Origin of the sequence: Variovorax sp. PAMC26660 (assembly GCF_014302995.1) — a bacterium.
Classification (GTDB): domain Bacteria; phylum Pseudomonadota; class Gammaproteobacteria; order Burkholderiales; family Burkholderiaceae_C; genus Variovorax.
Genome location: NZ_CP060295.1, coordinates 7,114,567 through 7,130,539 on the forward strand (window position 1 = coordinate 7,114,567; position 15,973 = coordinate 7,130,539).

General features: G+C 65.1%; 18 protein-coding genes and 1 tRNA gene. 13 read left to right on the forward strand and 6 right to left on the reverse strand.

Annotated elements, in window-relative coordinates; all coding sequences use genetic code 11:
* Nucleotide 1 precedes the first annotated feature (1 nt).
* Together H7F35_RS33390 and H7F35_RS33395 are read right to left on the reverse strand one after the other, a co-directional pair.
* Nucleotides 2–553, reverse strand: coding sequence for a tripartite tricarboxylate transporter TctB family protein (locus tag H7F35_RS33390; RefSeq protein ID WP_187110747.1), 552 nt, complete (start codon nt 551–553; stop codon nt 2–4).
* Nucleotides 554–651: 98 nt separating this feature from the next.
* A complete protein-coding gene (locus tag H7F35_RS33395) occupies nt 652–1,611 on the reverse strand; it encodes a tripartite tricarboxylate transporter substrate binding protein (protein WP_187110748.1) in 960 nt (319 codons plus the stop codon).
* 137 nt (nt 1,612–1,748) lie between these two features.
* On the opposite strand from H7F35_RS33395, the gene H7F35_RS33400 reads away from it, so the two are divergent.
* The 6 genes from H7F35_RS33400 (at nt 1,749) to H7F35_RS33425 (ending at nt 6,191) form a co-directional block, all read left to right on the forward strand.
* Nucleotides 1,749–2,432, forward strand: coding sequence for a response regulator transcription factor (locus H7F35_RS33400; protein WP_187110749.1), 684 nt, complete (start codon nt 1,749–1,751; stop codon nt 2,430–2,432).
* Nucleotides 2,429–3,850: a sensor histidine kinase gene (locus H7F35_RS33405; RefSeq protein ID WP_187110750.1), complete on the forward strand. Its 1,422-nt coding sequence runs from the start codon at nt 2,429–2,431 to the stop codon at nt 3,848–3,850. Before H7F35_RS33400 ends, H7F35_RS33405 begins: the two co-directional genes overlap by 4 nt.
* A 12-nt stretch (nt 3,851–3,862) precedes the next feature.
* A complete protein-coding gene (locus H7F35_RS33410; protein ID WP_410010808.1) occupies nt 3,863–4,297 on the forward strand; it encodes an RNA-binding S4 domain-containing protein in 435 nt (144 codons plus the stop codon).
* Between the two features lie 43 nt (nt 4,298–4,340).
* Entirely contained in the window at nt 4,341–5,147 is an 807-nt protein-coding gene (locus tag H7F35_RS33415; protein ID WP_187110752.1) for a PPK2 family polyphosphate kinase, read from the forward strand.
* Nucleotides 5,148–5,279: 132 nt separating this feature from the next.
* On the forward strand, nt 5,280–5,468 hold the full coding sequence (locus tag H7F35_RS33420) for a hypothetical protein (protein ID WP_187110753.1): 189 nt from the start codon (nt 5,280–5,282) through the stop codon (nt 5,466–5,468).
* A gap of 39 nt (nt 5,469–5,507) precedes the next feature.
* A complete protein-coding gene (locus H7F35_RS33425; protein WP_187110754.1) occupies nt 5,508–6,191 on the forward strand; it encodes a hypothetical protein in 684 nt (227 codons plus the stop codon).
* Between the two features lie 6 nt (nt 6,192–6,197).
* On the opposite strand, the gene H7F35_RS33430 is transcribed toward H7F35_RS33425, so the two are convergent.
* The gene (locus H7F35_RS33430; RefSeq protein WP_187110755.1) at nt 6,198–6,869 is read right to left on the reverse strand and encodes a hypothetical protein; all 672 of its coding nucleotides are present in this window, start codon (nt 6,867–6,869) and stop codon (nt 6,198–6,200) included.
* 199 nt (nt 6,870–7,068) lie between these two features.
* Here H7F35_RS33430 and H7F35_RS33435 point away from each other — a divergent pair, with 199 nt between their 5' ends.
* Complete coding sequence (locus H7F35_RS33435) at nt 7,069–7,509, forward strand: DUF3592 domain-containing protein (protein WP_187110756.1); 441 nt, start codon at nt 7,069–7,071, stop codon at nt 7,507–7,509.
* A gap of 3 nt (nt 7,510–7,512) precedes the next feature.
* Complete coding sequence (locus H7F35_RS33440; protein ID WP_187110757.1) at nt 7,513–7,854, forward strand: c-type cytochrome; 342 nt, start codon at nt 7,513–7,515, stop codon at nt 7,852–7,854.
* 22 nt (nt 7,855–7,876) lie between these two features.
* Here the strand turns inward: H7F35_RS33440 and H7F35_RS34990 are convergent, their stop codons facing one another.
* Nucleotides 7,877–8,002 (reverse strand): hypothetical protein, encoded by a 126-nt coding sequence (locus tag H7F35_RS34990; protein ID WP_261803460.1) that lies wholly within the window; start codon nt 8,000–8,002, stop codon nt 7,877–7,879.
* A 301-nt stretch (nt 8,003–8,303) separates the two neighbouring features.
* On the opposite strand from H7F35_RS34990, the gene H7F35_RS33445 reads away from it, so the two are divergent.
* From H7F35_RS33445 to H7F35_RS34995, 5 genes are all read left to right on the forward strand, one after another.
* On the forward strand, nt 8,304–10,670 hold the full coding sequence (locus tag H7F35_RS33445) for a TonB-dependent receptor (RefSeq protein WP_187110758.1): 2,367 nt from the start codon (nt 8,304–8,306) through the stop codon (nt 10,668–10,670).
* Between the two features lie 169 nt (nt 10,671–10,839).
* Complete coding sequence (locus tag H7F35_RS33450) at nt 10,840–11,547, forward strand: response regulator transcription factor (RefSeq protein ID WP_187110759.1); 708 nt, start codon at nt 10,840–10,842, stop codon at nt 11,545–11,547.
* A gap of 118 nt (nt 11,548–11,665) precedes the next feature.
* Nucleotides 11,666–13,561, forward strand: coding sequence for a sensor histidine kinase (locus H7F35_RS33455; protein WP_187114505.1), 1,896 nt, complete (start codon nt 11,666–11,668; stop codon nt 13,559–13,561).
* A gap of 19 nt (nt 13,562–13,580) precedes the next feature.
* Complete coding sequence (locus tag H7F35_RS33460) at nt 13,581–14,024, forward strand: hypothetical protein (RefSeq protein WP_187110760.1); 444 nt, start codon at nt 13,581–13,583, stop codon at nt 14,022–14,024.
* Between the two features lie 57 nt (nt 14,025–14,081).
* Nucleotides 14,082–14,216, forward strand: a complete 135-nt coding sequence (locus tag H7F35_RS34995) for a hypothetical protein (RefSeq protein WP_261803461.1) — start codon at nt 14,082–14,084, stop codon at nt 14,214–14,216.
* Between the two features lie 340 nt (nt 14,217–14,556).
* Here the strand turns inward: H7F35_RS34995 and H7F35_RS33465 are convergent.
* Nucleotides 14,557–14,649: transfer RNA gene (locus H7F35_RS33465), tRNA-Ser, on the reverse strand.
* A gap of 27 nt (nt 14,650–14,676) precedes the next feature.
* Nucleotides 14,677–15,945 (reverse strand): aspartate kinase, encoded by a 1,269-nt coding sequence (locus tag H7F35_RS33470; RefSeq protein ID WP_187110761.1) that lies wholly within the window; start codon nt 15,943–15,945, stop codon nt 14,677–14,679.
* Nucleotides 15,946–15,973: the final 28 nt, after the last annotated feature.

The following is a 15,973-nucleotide window of genomic DNA, read 5'->3' on the forward strand; positions in this document are numbered from 1 at the left end:
GTCAGAACCACCCGGTGGAAGTCAGGCCCGGCAGGTTGATGGCCAGGAATTGCGTGAATGTCCAGAACACGGGCGCGGAGATCAGCGCGCCGGCAACGATGTCGTTGAACCAGGTGCGCGGCGCATTGACGCCCGCCTGCCCGCTCGCGCGGCGCAAGCCCTGCACCGCCAGCACGTAGCACAGCGTGCAACTGAGGATGAAGCCGAGGGTGGTGATGAGCGCGGCATTGAGCAGCAGGCCCGCCGAAACCCAGACGAAGCCGGGCCAGTAGGCGCGGTCGGCGCCCGAAGGCGCGTCGAGTTCGCGAAAGCCGCCGGTGCGCGCTTCCCACAGGATCCATGCGCCGCACAGCACCAGCACCACGGACACCAGCCAGGGCAGGAAGTTGGGGCCGACGCCGCCGTAGCCGGCTTCGGAAGAAATGTCGATGGCGCCGAAGGCCAGCGCCAGGCCGGTCAGCAGCACGCCGGCGCCGACCAGGGTTTGGGGCCACGTGGCCGCAGGTTGCGCGGCCCCGTCAGATAGAGAGACCGAGGGATCTGGCGTTGTCATTTTTTGCTCCCGGAATGTGGTGCTGGATTTGAAAACGGCACGCTGTCATCTCTTGCGAGGACAGCGCGCCGTTGGGCGGGCAGGCAGGCGCCGGGGCCTCAGACCATGCCGGACTTGGTCATGATGGCGCGCAGGCTGGCGAAGTCGTCGTCCACGAACTTGGCGAAGGCTTCGCCCGACAGCACCGCCGGCGTCCAGTCGTTCTTCTTGAGCGACTCGGCCCACGACGCGCTCTTCATGGCGGCCAGCACCATATCGGTGAGCGACTTGCGCTGCTCGGCCGAAATGCCGGGGGCGCCGTAGACGCCGCGCCAGTTGCCGATCTCGACGTCGATGCCCTGTTCCTTCAGGGTCGGCACGTTGATGCCCGGCAGGCGCTGGCCGGAGGTGACAGCAATGGCTTTCATCTTGCCGGCGGCGATGTACTCGGCGAATTCGCTGTACCCGCTGCCGCCGATGGTGACGTTGCCGCCCAGGATGGCAGCGGTGGCTTCACCGCCGCCACGGAAGGCCACGTAGTTGATCTTGGACGGATCGGCGCCGACGCGCTGCGCGATCATGGCCGCGGCAATGTGCTCGGTGGAGCCGCGCGAACCGCCGCCCCACTTGACGCTGCCCGGGTCCTTCTTGAGCTGGTCGACCACGTCCTTCATGGTCTTGAAGGGCGAGTTGGACGGCAGCACGAACACGTTGTATTCGGTGGTCAGGCGTGCGATGGGCGTGGCCTGTTCGAGCTTGACCGGCGGCTTGCCGGTGATGATGCCGCCCAGCATGACCGAGCCCATCACCATGAGTGCGTTGGCGTCGCCCTTGGAGCCGTTCACGAACTGGGCCAGGCCCAGTGCGCCGGCGGCACCGCCCTTGTTGTCGAAGGTGACAGTGTCGGCCACCTTGGCGTCGTTCAGCGCCTTGCCAAGTGCGCGGCCGGTGGTGTCCCAGCCGCCGCCCGGATTGGCGGGAATCATCATCTTGACGTTGGCAGCGGCCCGGGCCGACAGTGGCAGGGCTCCGGCGGCGGCCAGCGCGGCCAATGACTTCAAAAAGGTGTCTCGACGCATTGTTGTCTCCTGGAAACTGGAAGGAACTTGAAAGGAACCTGACTTGAACCTGAGCGCTATCATGCGCCGCCCCGCTGTCAGTTGGCTGTCCGCCAGACTGGGGAAAACACCAAAGTACACACCCCCACCGCCACCGTATGAAGCTGCTGCTGGTCGAAGACGACCCCTCGATGCAAATCACCCTGCAGCGCGCGCTCGGGCGCCGACGGATCGATGTGCGCATCTGTGGTGACGGCGCGCAGGCGGTCGCCCAATGGCGCGCCATCGAACCCGACGTGGTGGCGCTCGACCTGAGCCTGCCCAACCTGGACGGCCTGCAGGTGCTGGCGCAGGCCCGCTCGGAAGGGCTGCGCACGCCGGTGCTGCTGCTGACCGCGCGCGGCACGGTGGGCGACCGCATCGTCGGCCTGAATGCCGGCGCCGACGACTACCTGCCCAAGCCTTTCGACCTCGACGAGCTGGAGGCCCGCATCCGCGCCTTGCGGCGGCGCAGCCACGGCGCGCTCGGGCAGGACGCCGGGCTGAACCCGCAGGAGATCGGCGGGCTGCGCTACGAGCCCGACAACGGCGCCATCTACAACCGCGCCGAACTGCTCGAACTCACGCCGCGCGAGCTGGCACTGCTGAAGGCGCTGATGATGAAACCGGGCCACGCGGTCACCAAGGAGCGCCTGTTCGAGCTGGTGTTTCCGGGCGAGACCGAGGTGCAGTACGAGGCCATCGAGGTGGTGGTGTATCGCCTGCGCAAGAAGCTCGCGGGCACCGGCGCCGTGCTGATGACGATGCGCGGGCTCGGCTACCTGGTTCGCCCGGAGTCATGACCCGCATCCTGTCGCTTCGCGCGCGGCTGCTGCTGGGCATCCTCGCGCCGATTGCCGTGTTCATCGTGATCAACAGCGTGAGCCTGTACCGGCAGAGCCTGGCGGCCGCCACCACCGCTTACGACCGCACGCTGCTCGCCTCAGCCAAGACCATCGGCGAACAGCTCGACGTGGAAGGCTACGACGAGCAGGCGCATTTGCGCGCGATCGTGCCCTACTCCGCGCTCGAAGCCTTCGAGGCCGACAACCGAAGCCGCCTCTTCTACCGGGTCTCTGCGCTCGACGGCGAAATGATCTCGGGCTTTGCCGAGCTGCCGTTCTGGCGCGGACGCATCCCGGACCGCAGCGCCTACGCGGCGCTGGTCGATTTCTACGACGCGCAGTTTCGCAACCAGCCGGTGCGCGTCGCGGTGCTGCTGCAGCCCGTGTCCAGCGCACGCGGTCGCGGCATGGCCGTGGTGCAGGTGGCCGAGACGCTGGAGATCCGCGAAACGCTGGCGCGCAAGCTGCTGGTCGACACGCTGTGGCGGCAGTTGCTGCTGATGGGCGTGATCGCGCTGGTGACGGTGTTCGTGGTGCAACGCGCCACGCGGCCGGTGCGCAAGCTGGGCGAGGCCATCGGCAAGCGCGCGGCCGACGACCTCTCGCCCATCGACGCGCCCGATGCGCCGCGCGAGCTGCGCCCACTGATCGACGCCACCACCGAGGTCATGGGACGGCTGCAGCGGCTGCTCGATCACCAGAAGCGCTTTGTGCGCGACAGTGCCCATCAGTTGCGCACGCCGCTGGCGGTGCTCAAGGCACAGGTGCAGTCGGCGCGGCGCGGCGACGTCGCGCCCGAGCAGGCACTGAGCGAGATCAGCCAGACGGTCGAGCGCGCCACGACGCTCGCCAACCAGATGCTGTCGCTCGCCAAGGTCGAGCAGTTGCGCCAGCAGCCGGAATCGGTGGCGCTCGATCTGGGCGAGGTGGTGCGCCACATCGCGCTCGACCTGTCGCCACTGGTGGCCGACAAGGCGCTCGATTTCGAGCTGGCCATCGACGAGCCGGTGACGGTGCGCGCGCACCAGTGGATGCTGCAGGAACTCACGCGCAACCTGCTGCACAACGCGATCAAGCTGAGCCCTGCGGGCGCGGCGCTGTCGATCTCGGTGCGCCCCGAGGGCGACGACGCCGTGCTCACGGTGCGCGACTGCGGCCCCGGCATCTCGCCCGAGCTGCGGCAGCGGCTGTTCGCGCCTTTCTCGGCCGGCAGCACGTCCAGCGGCTCGGGGCTGGGGCTGGCGATCTGCCGCGAGATCGTGCTGGCGCTGAACGGGCGCATCAGCCTGGACAACCGCACGGCAAAGGACGACGCCACACAGGTCATCGGGCTCGATGCCGTGGTGCACCTGCCGCTCTGGCGGCACAATTCCTGATCTATGGAATCTCTGGAACGTCTGCGCATCGACAAATGGCTCTGGGCCGCCCGCTTCTTCAAGACGCGCTCGCTGGCCGCGGAGGAAATCGGCAAGAACCGGATACAGGTGAATGGCGACGTCGCCAAGGCCTCGCGCGAGGTCAAGGCGGGCGACACCGTGACGATGCGCCAGGGCGTGCAGACGCGGACCGTGACGGTGCGCGGCGTGAGCGCCCAGCGCGGGCCGGCACCGATCGCCCAGCAGCTCTACGAAGAAACCGCCGAGAGCATCGCAGCGCAAGCCGCCATCCGCGAGCAGCGCCGCATGGGCAGCGAACCGGCCCTGGCCATCGAACAGGGCCGCCCGACCAAGCGCGACCGGCGCGACCTCGATGGCGCGGTGCGCCATGCCGAATGGGACAACCGCTGGAGCGCGTCGCTCGACCCTGACGAAGCCGATCGCTGATTCGCGTACGCTGTCGCCTTTCCTTTCTCACGGAGTCCGGAACATGGCCAGCTTCAAGAAGTACCGCGTCGGCAGCAAGTTCAAGCTCTCGCACATCGACCCCGACGACACGCCTTTTTGCGCGGGCGACGAGGCCTCGCAGCGCGCGGAAGTCGACGCGCTGGCTGTCGAACTCGACGAACTCCAGGACCTTCTGAACGCGGAAGGCAAGCGCAAGGTGCTGCTGGTGCTGCAAGGCATGGACACCAGCGGCAAGGACGGCACCGTGCGCTGGGTGTTCTCGCGCACCTCGCCGCTGGGCGTGCGCGTGACGGCCTTCAAGGCACCCAACGACCTGGAGCGCGCACACGACTACCTCTGGCGCTGCCATGCCGCCGTGCCGCGCACCGGCGAGATCATGGTGTGGAACCGCAGCCACTACGAAGACGTGCTGGTGCCCGTGGTCGAAGGCTGGATCGACAAGGCCGAGGCGAAGCGCCGCTATGCGCAGATCAACGACTTCGAGCGGCTTCTGACCGAGACTGGCACGGTGATCGTCAAGTGCATGCTGCACATCGACAAGGACGAGCAGCGCGAGCGCCTGCAGGCCCGCATCGACACGCCGGGCAAGCAATGGAAGTTCAGCATGGACGACCTGGAGGTACGCACCAAGTGGAGCGCCTACCAGCAGGCCTACCAGAACGCGCTGGGCGCCACGTCGACCGACCACGCACCGTGGCACGTGGTGCCCGCCAACAGCAAGCGGCATCGCAACGTGATGATTGCGCAGTTGCTGGTGAAGACGCTGCGGCAGATGAAGCTCAAGGCGCCAGCGCCGGACCCGGCGCTCAAGGGAATGATCGTCAAGTGAGCGGGCACGGCCGGGCCGGTTGCCCGTCATGTCCCTTCTGTAAAGGGCTTTCCCGCCTACGAAATGGCCGTTGGTGTGCCGCTAAGCTGGACCGCGTACCGATTCAGGTGCATCAACCAGAAGGACTCCAACATGAAAAAAATACTCTTCGCACTTGCAGCCTGCGCGCTTGTCTCCACCGCGGCACTGGCCCAGCCGATGCCACCGCGCCACGGCCCGGGCCCAGGCTACGACCGGCCGCATCACCGGCCGCACAAGGTGTGGGTGCCGGCGCACCGCGAGCACGGCCGCATGGTGCGCGGGCACTACGACTATCGCTGAGCGTCGGCCTTCGGGAGCCTTCGCAAGGAGGCTCCTGAGATGCAACGGCTTTTGAGTTTGCGCGAGGCCATCGAAGCGCTGGCCTCCTCTCATGACGACAGCGATCTGTATGACCGCTACGCCTGGGTCTATGCCAGCGACGATGGTCCGTTGCGCGACGCGCGCTTCTATCTGTCCTGCAACGCCGACGAGGAAGAAGCCATCACCGACGAACTGGGCGAGGACATGCCGGCATTCGCCGTGACGCACAGGCTGCGGCACTACCTGGAAGCCGCCACCTTCGCCGATGTGCTGCTGGTGCAGAAGCAGCAGCAACCGCTGTCTGCCCTCGAAGACTACGCAGTGGCGCTGGCGCACTATCACGACCAGGATGCGTTTCTCGACCGGGGCGGTTTCTACAGCGGGGAATGTGCAGCGAACGCGCCGTTGCCCGGCATTTCACGCGAACTGTTCGCCGAATACGACCTGCAATTGGTGACGTGCCTTGCGGAACACGTGGGCGAGGCGGCTCGCGCGACGGCGGCGCTGCGCCAGATCAACGTGGCGCAGGCGCTGGCGCTGTGCCGTCAGCTCCCGCTGTCATTGGGCGTTCGCGTCACCGGGCGAGAAAGGGACAGGATCGAAGAGCGCTTCGCGGCGCTGTCGCTGCCCTTGAAGCGAACGACCCACCGTTCGCTCGCCTGGTTGCCGCCAGCCAGCGTCGATGGCGACCAGGGCGGCTGAAGAAATTCAGGAGCGGCGGATGAGCGCCTGCGCCAGCACGCGGCACTTGCCGAATTCGCAGCGCACCGCCAGGGTGGCGCCGTTGTCGCAAGGCACGTTGTAGGTTTCGTAGCCCGGCCCCTTGGCCGTGAGCTCGGCACGCGGCTGCAGCTTGCAACGACCGGCCTTGGCGAGGGTTTCGACGTTGTACGTGTCGACGCCTGTCCGGCGGGGCGTTGCCGTGACGATGGAGGGGTCGAAGTTGTTGTGGGCGTAGAACGTATCCCGCACGTTCGGGTCGAGGTTCCGATAGCCCCGCTTGGCCATGCAATGCACGATCGCGATCTGCTGGTGCTCGGCAATCACGCTGTCCGGGGGACGTCCCACCCAGTCGGCAATCGAAGCGCCAATGCCAGCCACCGCAGCCCCGGTGGCAAGGCCCCGGCTGTACCAGGTGATCAGGCCAAGACCCAATGCGGCCCACCCGCCGTCGTTGGTGTCTCCGCGTGCCGCGATGCGGGTCGCAGCGACCCGGCAGTCGGCCACGTCGCCGTCATAACGAACCTTGTCGACGCCTTGCATCGCGACCATGGGCACATAGGAAGTGCCGGAGCCGGTGCCGGGCTCGGTCGGCGGCATCGTGCTTGCACAACCGACCAGCGCCATGGCGGCAAACGCAACGCTCAGCATCAGCTTCATGGAAATCCCCGTCTTCTTCGCGATAGTTGCCGGGATTTAACCATACATATAGTTACTCTTGAATCGCCTTGTCGCGAATGCACGACGGCTCGCCTTTCGCTGGACAGTGGCAATTTCGGCCCCTTTTACAAAGGCATGCGACGATGCCCGGCCGACCGCAACCCGTGGCCGCAAGCAAGAAAGCGCTGAAGCCTGCCGCATGAAAGTCGAGACCCTCGCCAAGCTCATTTTTGGATTCATCGGCATCGCGCTGCTCGTGCTGTGCGGCTTCCTGATCTACAACCGGGTGGCCTTCATCGCGTCGGCCGAGCGCGTGCAAGGCGAAGTGACCGATCTGCAGCATGTGCGCAGCACCAACAAGAACAACACCGACGGCACCTGGCGGCCGATCGTGCAGTTCCGGGCGCCGTCGGGCGCGCTCATCGATTTCACGACGTCGAGCAGCAGCGGCTCACCGGGCTACGAGATCGGGGAGACGGTCGATGTCTTCTTTCAACCGTCGAACCCGCAAGACGCCCTGCTCAACGACATGTTCGAGATGTGGGGTGGCGCGGTCATGGCGGGCGCGATCAGCGCCGTGTTCCTGTGCATCGCCTGGTTCGTCTGGAGAATCGGCCGGGATGAAAAGGCCGAAGCCTGAACGATGCCGACACAGTTGCACCGCGCCCCAGGATGCATCGCCGCCGCGGTGCTGATCGCCCTCGCGCTCCCGGCCATGGCCCAGGCCACGCCCGAGGATCTGCTCAGAAAGAATGGCTGCATGTCCTGCCACGGCCTGGTTCACAAGCAGGTGGGACCGGGCTTCGCGCAGATCGCCGAGCGCTACCGAAAGGATGGCGAAGCGCCGGCACGGCTCGCCGGCAAGATCCGCGACGGCAGCGTGGGCACGTGGGGCCGCGTCATCATGCCGCGGCAAACGCAGGTCTCGCAGGCTGATGCGCAGGCGCTGGCGCAGTGGGTGTTGTCGCAGCCCTCGCCGCGTTGAACTCCGGCCGCCGGGGGCTGGTTCAGTCGCCGAACCAGAAGAAAAGCCAGGAACAGACCGACACCAGCACTGCGAACAGCGCGATGCCGTCACGCTGAAGGTGCAAGGCGCTGGCGCTGCCCCTCAAACGGCGAACACTGTTTGTCATCCAGATCCTCACTCGGCAGGTGATTCGAGCGCCAACGATGCCCGTGCGGCCTTGCTTCTGTCAATCCAAAAGAAGCTTTGCCGCCCCTTCGGCCGCAAAAACAAACCGCGCCCCTTGTCTTAGTTCGGCCATTTGGTTCCCATTCAATTGCGTCTGAACTGTAAAGTTCCAAGAATCGAGGATGCAAGTCATTATCATTCAGTGTCGTTTGGCCCCACAGCCTCGCCTCTAGCCACTCCAAGCCCCGCGCCGGACAGCCATTCAAGAGGTTCACGACCTCATCCTGTCTTCTGGAGCATTCATGGCGTACATCAAGAGCCGCAAGCACTCGCCTGCGCGTTACATTTCCGGCCGCGCGGCCACCACTGCCACCCTGGTCGCGCTCGGCGCCTCCATGTCGGCACAAGCTCAAACGACGCTGAACGAAGTTCGCGTCGAAGCAACGACCGACTTCAAGGTCGAAAAGTCCGCCTCCCCGAAATTCACCGCCCCGCTGCTGGACACGCCCAAGTCGGTCACGGTGATTCCCCAGGAAGTCATTCGCCAGACCGGCGCGACCACGCTGGTCGACGCGCTGCGCACCACGCCCGGCATCACCTTCGGCGCAGGCGAAGGCGGCAACCCGGTCGGTGACCGCCCCTTCATTCGTGGCTTCGACTCGCAAAGCGACACCTACGTGGACGGCGTGCGCGACGGCGCCGCACAGACGCGCGAGATCTTCAACGTGGAGTCGGTCGAGGTCGTCAAGGGCCCCAGTTCCGCGTTCGGCGGCCGTGGCTCGGCCGGTGGCTCGGTCAACATCATCAGCAAGACACCGCAGGCAGAAAACTTCTTCAGCGGCACCGTCGGCCTGGGCACCGATTCGTACCAGCGCGAAACGCTGGACATCAACCGCAAGATTTCCGACAGCGTTGCAGCCCGCCTGAACGTGATGAACTTCAAGTCGGACATCGCCGGCCGCGGCCCGGTCAACGTCAAGCGCTGGGGCGTGGCGCCCAGTGTCACCTTCGGCATGGGCACGCCGACCCAGGTCACGCTGAGCTACTACCACTTCGAGTCGGACGACCTGTCCGATTCGGGCATTCCGTACAACAACCCGTTCACCTCTGGCACCAACCAGTTGCTCAATGGCGACGGCCAACCCATCGTGGTGCCGCGCGGCACCTACTACGGCCTGGTCAACCGCGACTACCAGCGCACCAAGGTCGACGCAGGCACGGTCGACGTGAAGCACGACTTCGGCGGCGGCCTCGTGCTGCGCAACATCACCCGCTCCAGCAAGTCGACCAACGACTACATCTGGTCGCAGCCCGATGACAGCCGCGGCAATTTCCTGGTGAACGGCAATGTCTGGCGGCGAGCCAACAGCCGCGTGTCGGACTCCGAATCGCTGGTCAACCAGACCAGCCTGTCGGGCAAATTCGAAGCTGCCGGCATCAAGCACACCTATGTGGCCGGCCTCGAACTGGGCAAGGAAGCCACGACCAAGGCCGGTTACCTGTTCCTGCAGAACGCCAGGACGGGTTTCGAGACCTTCCCGCGTGCAACCGTCGCAGGCGCCCCGGCCGGCGCGCTGAACTGCGCGGTCGGCTCGGGCATCCGCAGCGACTTCAACTGCACGTCGGCCTACAGCCCGACGCCTTACGACCCGTGGATGGGCGGCATCGTGCGCTCGCCGGCCGTGACCGAAGTCAAGACCAAGACCACCTCGGTCTACGCGTTCGACACGATCGAGTTCAACCCGCAGTGGTCGCTGAACCTGGGCCTGCGCTGGGACGACTACAAGACGAATGCCGTCACGCCGGCGTACATCACGCCGATCGCGACCACGGCGACCGTGCCCAGCCTCGCTGCCGGCGGCTCGACCAGCGTGTCCGTGCCGGTTCGCGGTCTCGTGCCGGGCATCGAACTGACCAACAAGGCGTCGTTCCTGAACTACCAGGTCGGCGTGGTCTACAAGCCGGCGCCCAACGGCAGCATCTATGTGTCCTATGGCACCTCGTCGACGCCACCGGGCACCGACGGCGGTGACGGCGCGGACGGCATCTCCGCCGCGATCCGCAACCTGAAGCCGCAGGACAGCCGCAGCTTCGAGATCGGCACCAAGTGGGAAGTGCTGGACCGCCGCCTCGTCCTGACCTCGGCGATCTTCCGCACGGACATGAACAATGCCCGCGTGGTCGCCGCCGACAACACGACGCAGAACATCGGCAAGAAGCGCGTCGAAGGCATCGAGTTCGGCGCAGCCGGCAGCATCACGCGCGACTGGCAGGTCTTCGGTGGCTTCACGCATCTGAACGCAAAGATCACCGACAACGGCTTCACCGCAACGGGTGCCCCGTCGCCATTCAACGGCAACTTCTTCCCGAACACGCCGAAGAACAGCGCAACGCTGTGGACCACCTACACAGTCATGCCGGGCCTGACGATCGGTGGCGGCGCAACGTACATGGGCAAGCAGTACGGCAACGTCAACAACACCAAGTGGATCCCCTCGTACGTGAAGTACGACGCCATGGTGAGCTACGTGGTCAACAAGAACTTCAGCCTGCAACTGAACATCCAGAACCTGACCAACAAGTACTACTTCGACAAGGCATACGCATCGCACTACGCGACCGTGGGCGCGGGCCGCTCAGCCTCGCTGACGGGCAGCTTCACGTTCTGAAGCCGGATGGGTATCGCACCATCGCGATACCTGCGAGCGCTCTTCGCAATACCCGCTTCGGCGGGTATTTTTTCGTCCGGCGGATTCAGAACATGGCGGCGACAGAAGCTGTCCGTAGAACGAATGCGCTACGGGCACCCCCTTGAATCCGTCGCAAAATGGCGCCCCGATGCAACGCGCGCGCACCGAACAGGACCTGCACCCCATCCACGTCGTCATCGTCGAGGACGACCCCTGCTTCAGCGATGCCCTGAGCAAGGTCGTGCGGGAAGCGCCGGACATGCGCCTGGCGGGGATGGCCAGCACGCGCGCCGACGGGCTGGCAATGCTCCAGGGCCCGCCGGCCGATGTGCTGCTGGTCGACCTGGGCCTGCCGGACGGCTCGGGCATCGACATCATCCGGGCCGCAGCGCAGCAGTGGCCCAGCTGCAGCATCATGGTCAGCACCAATTTCGGCGACGAGATGCACGTGATGCAGTCGATCGAAGCCGGTGCGGCTGGCTACCTGCTCAAAGACAGTTCCCCCGCCAAGACCGTCGACGAAATCCGCAGCCTCGCCAGCGGCGGCAGCCCGATCAGCCCGCTCATCGCGCGGCAGGTACTCGAGCGCTTCCGGCAAGGCGTGTCGGGCAGCAGCACTGCTACCAGTGCGCAGGCAGCCCCTGCAGGCAGCGAATCAACACCACTGTCGGCCCGCGAGAAAGAGGTGCTCGACCTCATCACCAAGGGCTTCACCGCGCACGAGATCGCCAAGCTCATGCAGTTGTCCCACTTCACGGTGCGGACCTTCGTGCGGCGCATCTACACCAAGCTGAAAGTCACGTCCAAGGCGGAAGCGATCTACGAGGCAAGGACCCAGGGAATACTGGCCGATTAGTAACATCGCGACAAAATAAGTTACATATGCGGTGCGTCAACTCCGAACGCGCCCTTCCCAACGCCCCTTGAACTACCGCCCCGCGCCCTTTCTCGCCATCGTGGTGCTTGTGTTTTCCATGGCCCTGCTGGCCGCCGTGGGCGCCCTGTTCGGCGGCGCCGGTGGCGAGCGCCAGCCCGAAGCGCTGCTGCACATGACCCAGGCCGACTGGCAGGTCGAGGACGCATCGGGCTTCAGTGCACCACCGCTCACGCAGGACAGCACGGCCCTGCCGGACACCTGGGAGCATGTGGAACTGCCACTGGCGCTGCCCATCGCGCTGCTGCGCCAAGCCAAGGACGGCGCCGCCGCCGGCGCCACCCGCGTCACATGGATCAAGCTGTCCGCGCGCGACCTGCCGCCCACCTCGGGGCCGCTGGCGCTGTACGGCGTGCGGGTCAAGACGGACGGCACCATCGCGGTCTATGCCAACGGCCACCTCGTGCACCGGGCGCAGCAACAAGGCCCGCTGTGGAACAGCACCCGCACCCCGCTGTGGGTGGTGCTGGAGAACAATGCCGACGGCACGCCGCTGAACGAGATCCTGCTTCGCCTGGAGCACACCCAGAGCGCGCAGGTGGCGCTGTCTTCCCTGTGGCTGGGCCCTCCCGAAGCGCTGCGAGGCAGCTACCGCCTGCGCGAATGGCTCCAGCAGGAGTTGCCCGCGATGCTCAGCGCGGCCTTCATGGCCGTGGGCGTGTTCGCGCTGTTCGTGTGGTTCAAGCGCCAGCATGAAATGGGCTACCTGCTGTTCTTCAACCTCGCCGCCACGTCCTTCCTGCGCGGCCTGCACTTCTACGTGGGCCTGCCGGTCGCCAACGACTGGTTTGCCTGGTTGACCGTCAATGCGCTGTTCTGGCTGGTAATGGTCGTGCATTTCTTCCTGCGCCAGTTGCATGGCCGGCCACTCAAATGGCTGACCTATGGCGTGGTCGGCATCACGACCACCATCGCGGTGCTGACGATGCCCAACCTCGCCATCCTGCGGAACACACCGCAGGTCACGCCGCTCATTTACTCCGTCGCCGCACTCATGGGTGCAGCCGTCTGCCTGGTGGGCGGCGTCAGCGCATGGCGCCGCTCCAATGAAGGCCGCCTGGTCGCGGCCGGCATCGGCGTGTGCACCCTGCTCGGCGTAACCGACTGGCTGCTGCAAAACAACTTCATCAGCCCCGAAGCCTGGTACCTGGGCGCATACACCAATGCGGTGGCGTTCAGCGTGTTCGGCGCCCTGATGTACCGGCGCTATGTCGATGCCATCGCCGAGGTGGAAGACCTCAACGCCAGCCTGGCGCAGCGTCTGCAGACACGCGAAGCCGAACTCGAAGACAGCCACCGGCGCCTGCGCGAAGTGGAGCGCCGCCAGACCATCAGCGACGAACGCCAGCGCCTCATGCAGGACATGCACGACGGGCTGGGCTCATCGCTGATCAGCGCCATCCGCTCGGTGGAAGTCGGCGGCATGAGCGACACCAAGGTCTCGCAGATCCTCAAGAGCTGCCTGGACGACCTGAAGCTCACGCTCGATTCGCTGGAGCCCGTCGAGGCCGACCTGCTGCTGCTGCTCGCCACGCTGCGCTACCGGCTGGAGCCGCGGCTCGAAGGCACCGGCGTGTCGCTGCAGTGGGAAGTGCAGGAGTTGCCCGACCTGCCGTGGCTCGACCCTTCGAGCGCGCTGCACATCCTGCGCATCGTGCAGGAGAGCATCGCCAACATCCTGCGCCACACGCGTGCCACCGAGATCCGCGTGGGCACTGCGCTGTCGGCATCTGGCGTGCAGGTGACCATCGAGGACAACGGCCATGGTTTCGATGTCGACAAGGCGTTGGGCAATGCGTCCGCATCGGGCCGGGGCCTACAGAACCAGCGGCGACGGGCGCAGGCGATCAAGGGCACCGTCACGTGGGAATCGCGCGCAACGGGAACGCGCTTCGTGCTGTGGCTGCCGCTGGAGCGCGCGGTGCAACCGGCGTGACGCGACCCCGGCGACTTTCATGCTGAAGACCCTGAACACGCTGCTGATCGTTGCGGAGATTTTTTTCATCGCGCTGCCCCTCTCCGTGCTGTCATTGTTCGGAGGGCTGATCATTTTTCCCCAGTTCATGGGCACACCGCACCCCGATACCCTGGGTACGGCGATCGCGCTTGTCGTGTCCTACATCGGCCTGTTCGGGTTCTGGGGAATGTCGCTGACCTTCCTCATCAGCGGTGCGGCCGGCATCAAGAAAGCCTCACCCGTTTTATGGATGCCGGCGGCATTGGGCATGCTTGCAACGCTCTCGTTCGTTCTGCGCGACATCTTTCCAAGCGCCAAGGCGTTCTTCGTTCTTTCGATGTTCGGGCTTCCTCTGTGGATTCCCATCCTGCACATCACGCTTTGCGTGGTCGCAAGCCATCGGATGCGCAATGACGGGGAAGCGGAAGTGCAAGCCGGCTGAGCCTGCGACGGCGGCGCGCGCTTTCGGCGCGAGTCAGGGCCGGGTCAACGCCTTGGCGTGAATTCGATAGCCGGCGGTGCGCGCGGTGTTGAACGGTCTGCCAATGCACTGCTCCAATGGCTGGCTCAATTCAGCAATGCCCTGCTCGACGATGTGCAGATGTACCGCCAGGACGCATCCGGGCAATGGTGACTGGCACAACACTCGGGCGAGGACATCGGCCGCCAGCATTGGCCCGTGGATGCACGCACGTGCGGTTGCCGCTGAGACGCTAGAGGCCGTCGCCAACATCATTGCTGCTGCGCCTGCAGACCAAGAACGCGATGTCGACCACCATCGCCTTTGCGACGCCTATGGCAGCACGGCGCGACGCGAGTACCTTTGGTATGCCCTTGGCCTCGGGTTCGGCCCGGCCTGAATCAAAGCCACGCAGGAGCCTGAGACCAGGCCAGCTCAAAGAAAAAATCCCCGTAGATCATTGATCTACGGGGATTTTTTGGTTGGCATTCTGGAATGCACCAGAAGCCATGTTTGGCGGAACCGGAGGGATTCGAACCCTCGATGAGGCTCTACACCCCATACTCCCTTAGCAGGGGAGCACCTTCGGCCACTCGGTCACAGTTCCTGAAAGAAGCCGAGATTATGCCATCACTTAGGCGCTCGGTTGATCAAGATCGAACGCTTTGTGCAGTGCGCGCACCGCCAATTCCATATATTTTTCGTCGATCACGACCGAGGTCTTGATTTCGCTGGTCGAGATCATCTGGATGTTGATGCCCTCTTCGCTCAGCACGCGGAACATCTTGCTCGCCACACCGACGTGGCTGCGCATGCCGATGCCGACGATGCTGACCTTGCAGATCTTGGTGTCGCCCACGACTTCGGTGGCGCCCAGCGAGGGCATGACCTTCGACTGCAGCAGGTCGATCGTCTTGGCGTACTCGTTGCGGTGAACGGTGAAGCTGAAGTCGGTCTTGCCGTCCTTGCTCAGGTTCTGGATGATCACGTCGACTTCGATGTTGGCGTCTGCCACGGCACCGAGGATGTGATACGCGATGCCCGGCTTGTCGGGCACGCCGAGCACCGAGATCTTGGCTTCGTCGCGGTTGAATGCGATGCCGGATACGACGGCTTGTTCCATGTTTTCGTCTTCCTCGAAAGTGATCAGCGTGCCGGACTTGGCCTCTTCATTGATGTCGATGTCCCACGGCGTGAAGCTCGAAAGCACACGCAGCGGCACCTTGTACTTGCCGGCGAATTCCACCGAGCGGATTTGCAGCACCTTGGAGCCCAGGCTCGCCATCTCGAGCATCTCTTCGAAGCTCACCGTGGTCAGTCGACGCGCATCGGGCTCGACGCGCGGATCGGTCGTGTAGACACCGTCGACGTCGGTATAGATCAGGCATTCGTGCGCCTTCATGGCGGCGGCAATGGCCACGGCCGAGGTGTCGCTGCCGCCACGGCCCAGCGTGGTGATGTTGCCGGCGTCGTCCACACCCTGGAAGCCGGTGATGACCACCACCTTGCCGGCATTCAGGTCGGCCATCACGCGGGCATCGTCGATGCTTTCGATGCGGGCCTTGGTGTACGAATTGTCGGTGCGCACCGAGACCTGCCAGCCCGCGTAGCTCACGGACTCCATGCCTTCGGCCTGCAGCGCAATGGCCAGCAGTGCTGACGACGCCTGCTCGCCAGTGGCGGCCAGCATGTCGAGTTCGCGGCCGTGGGCCACGCCCGGTTTGCTCGGCGCCAGTTCCTTGGCCAGGCCGAGCAGGCGATTGGTCTCGCCGCTCATGGCACTTGGAACCACGATCATCTGGTGGCCGGCGCGTGCCCATTTGGCAACGCGCTTGGCGACATTCTTGATGCGCTCGGTCGAGCCCATCGACGTACCGCCGTATTTGTGAACGATCAATGCCATGGATGAAATCAGAGAAAGAAAAAGGGCC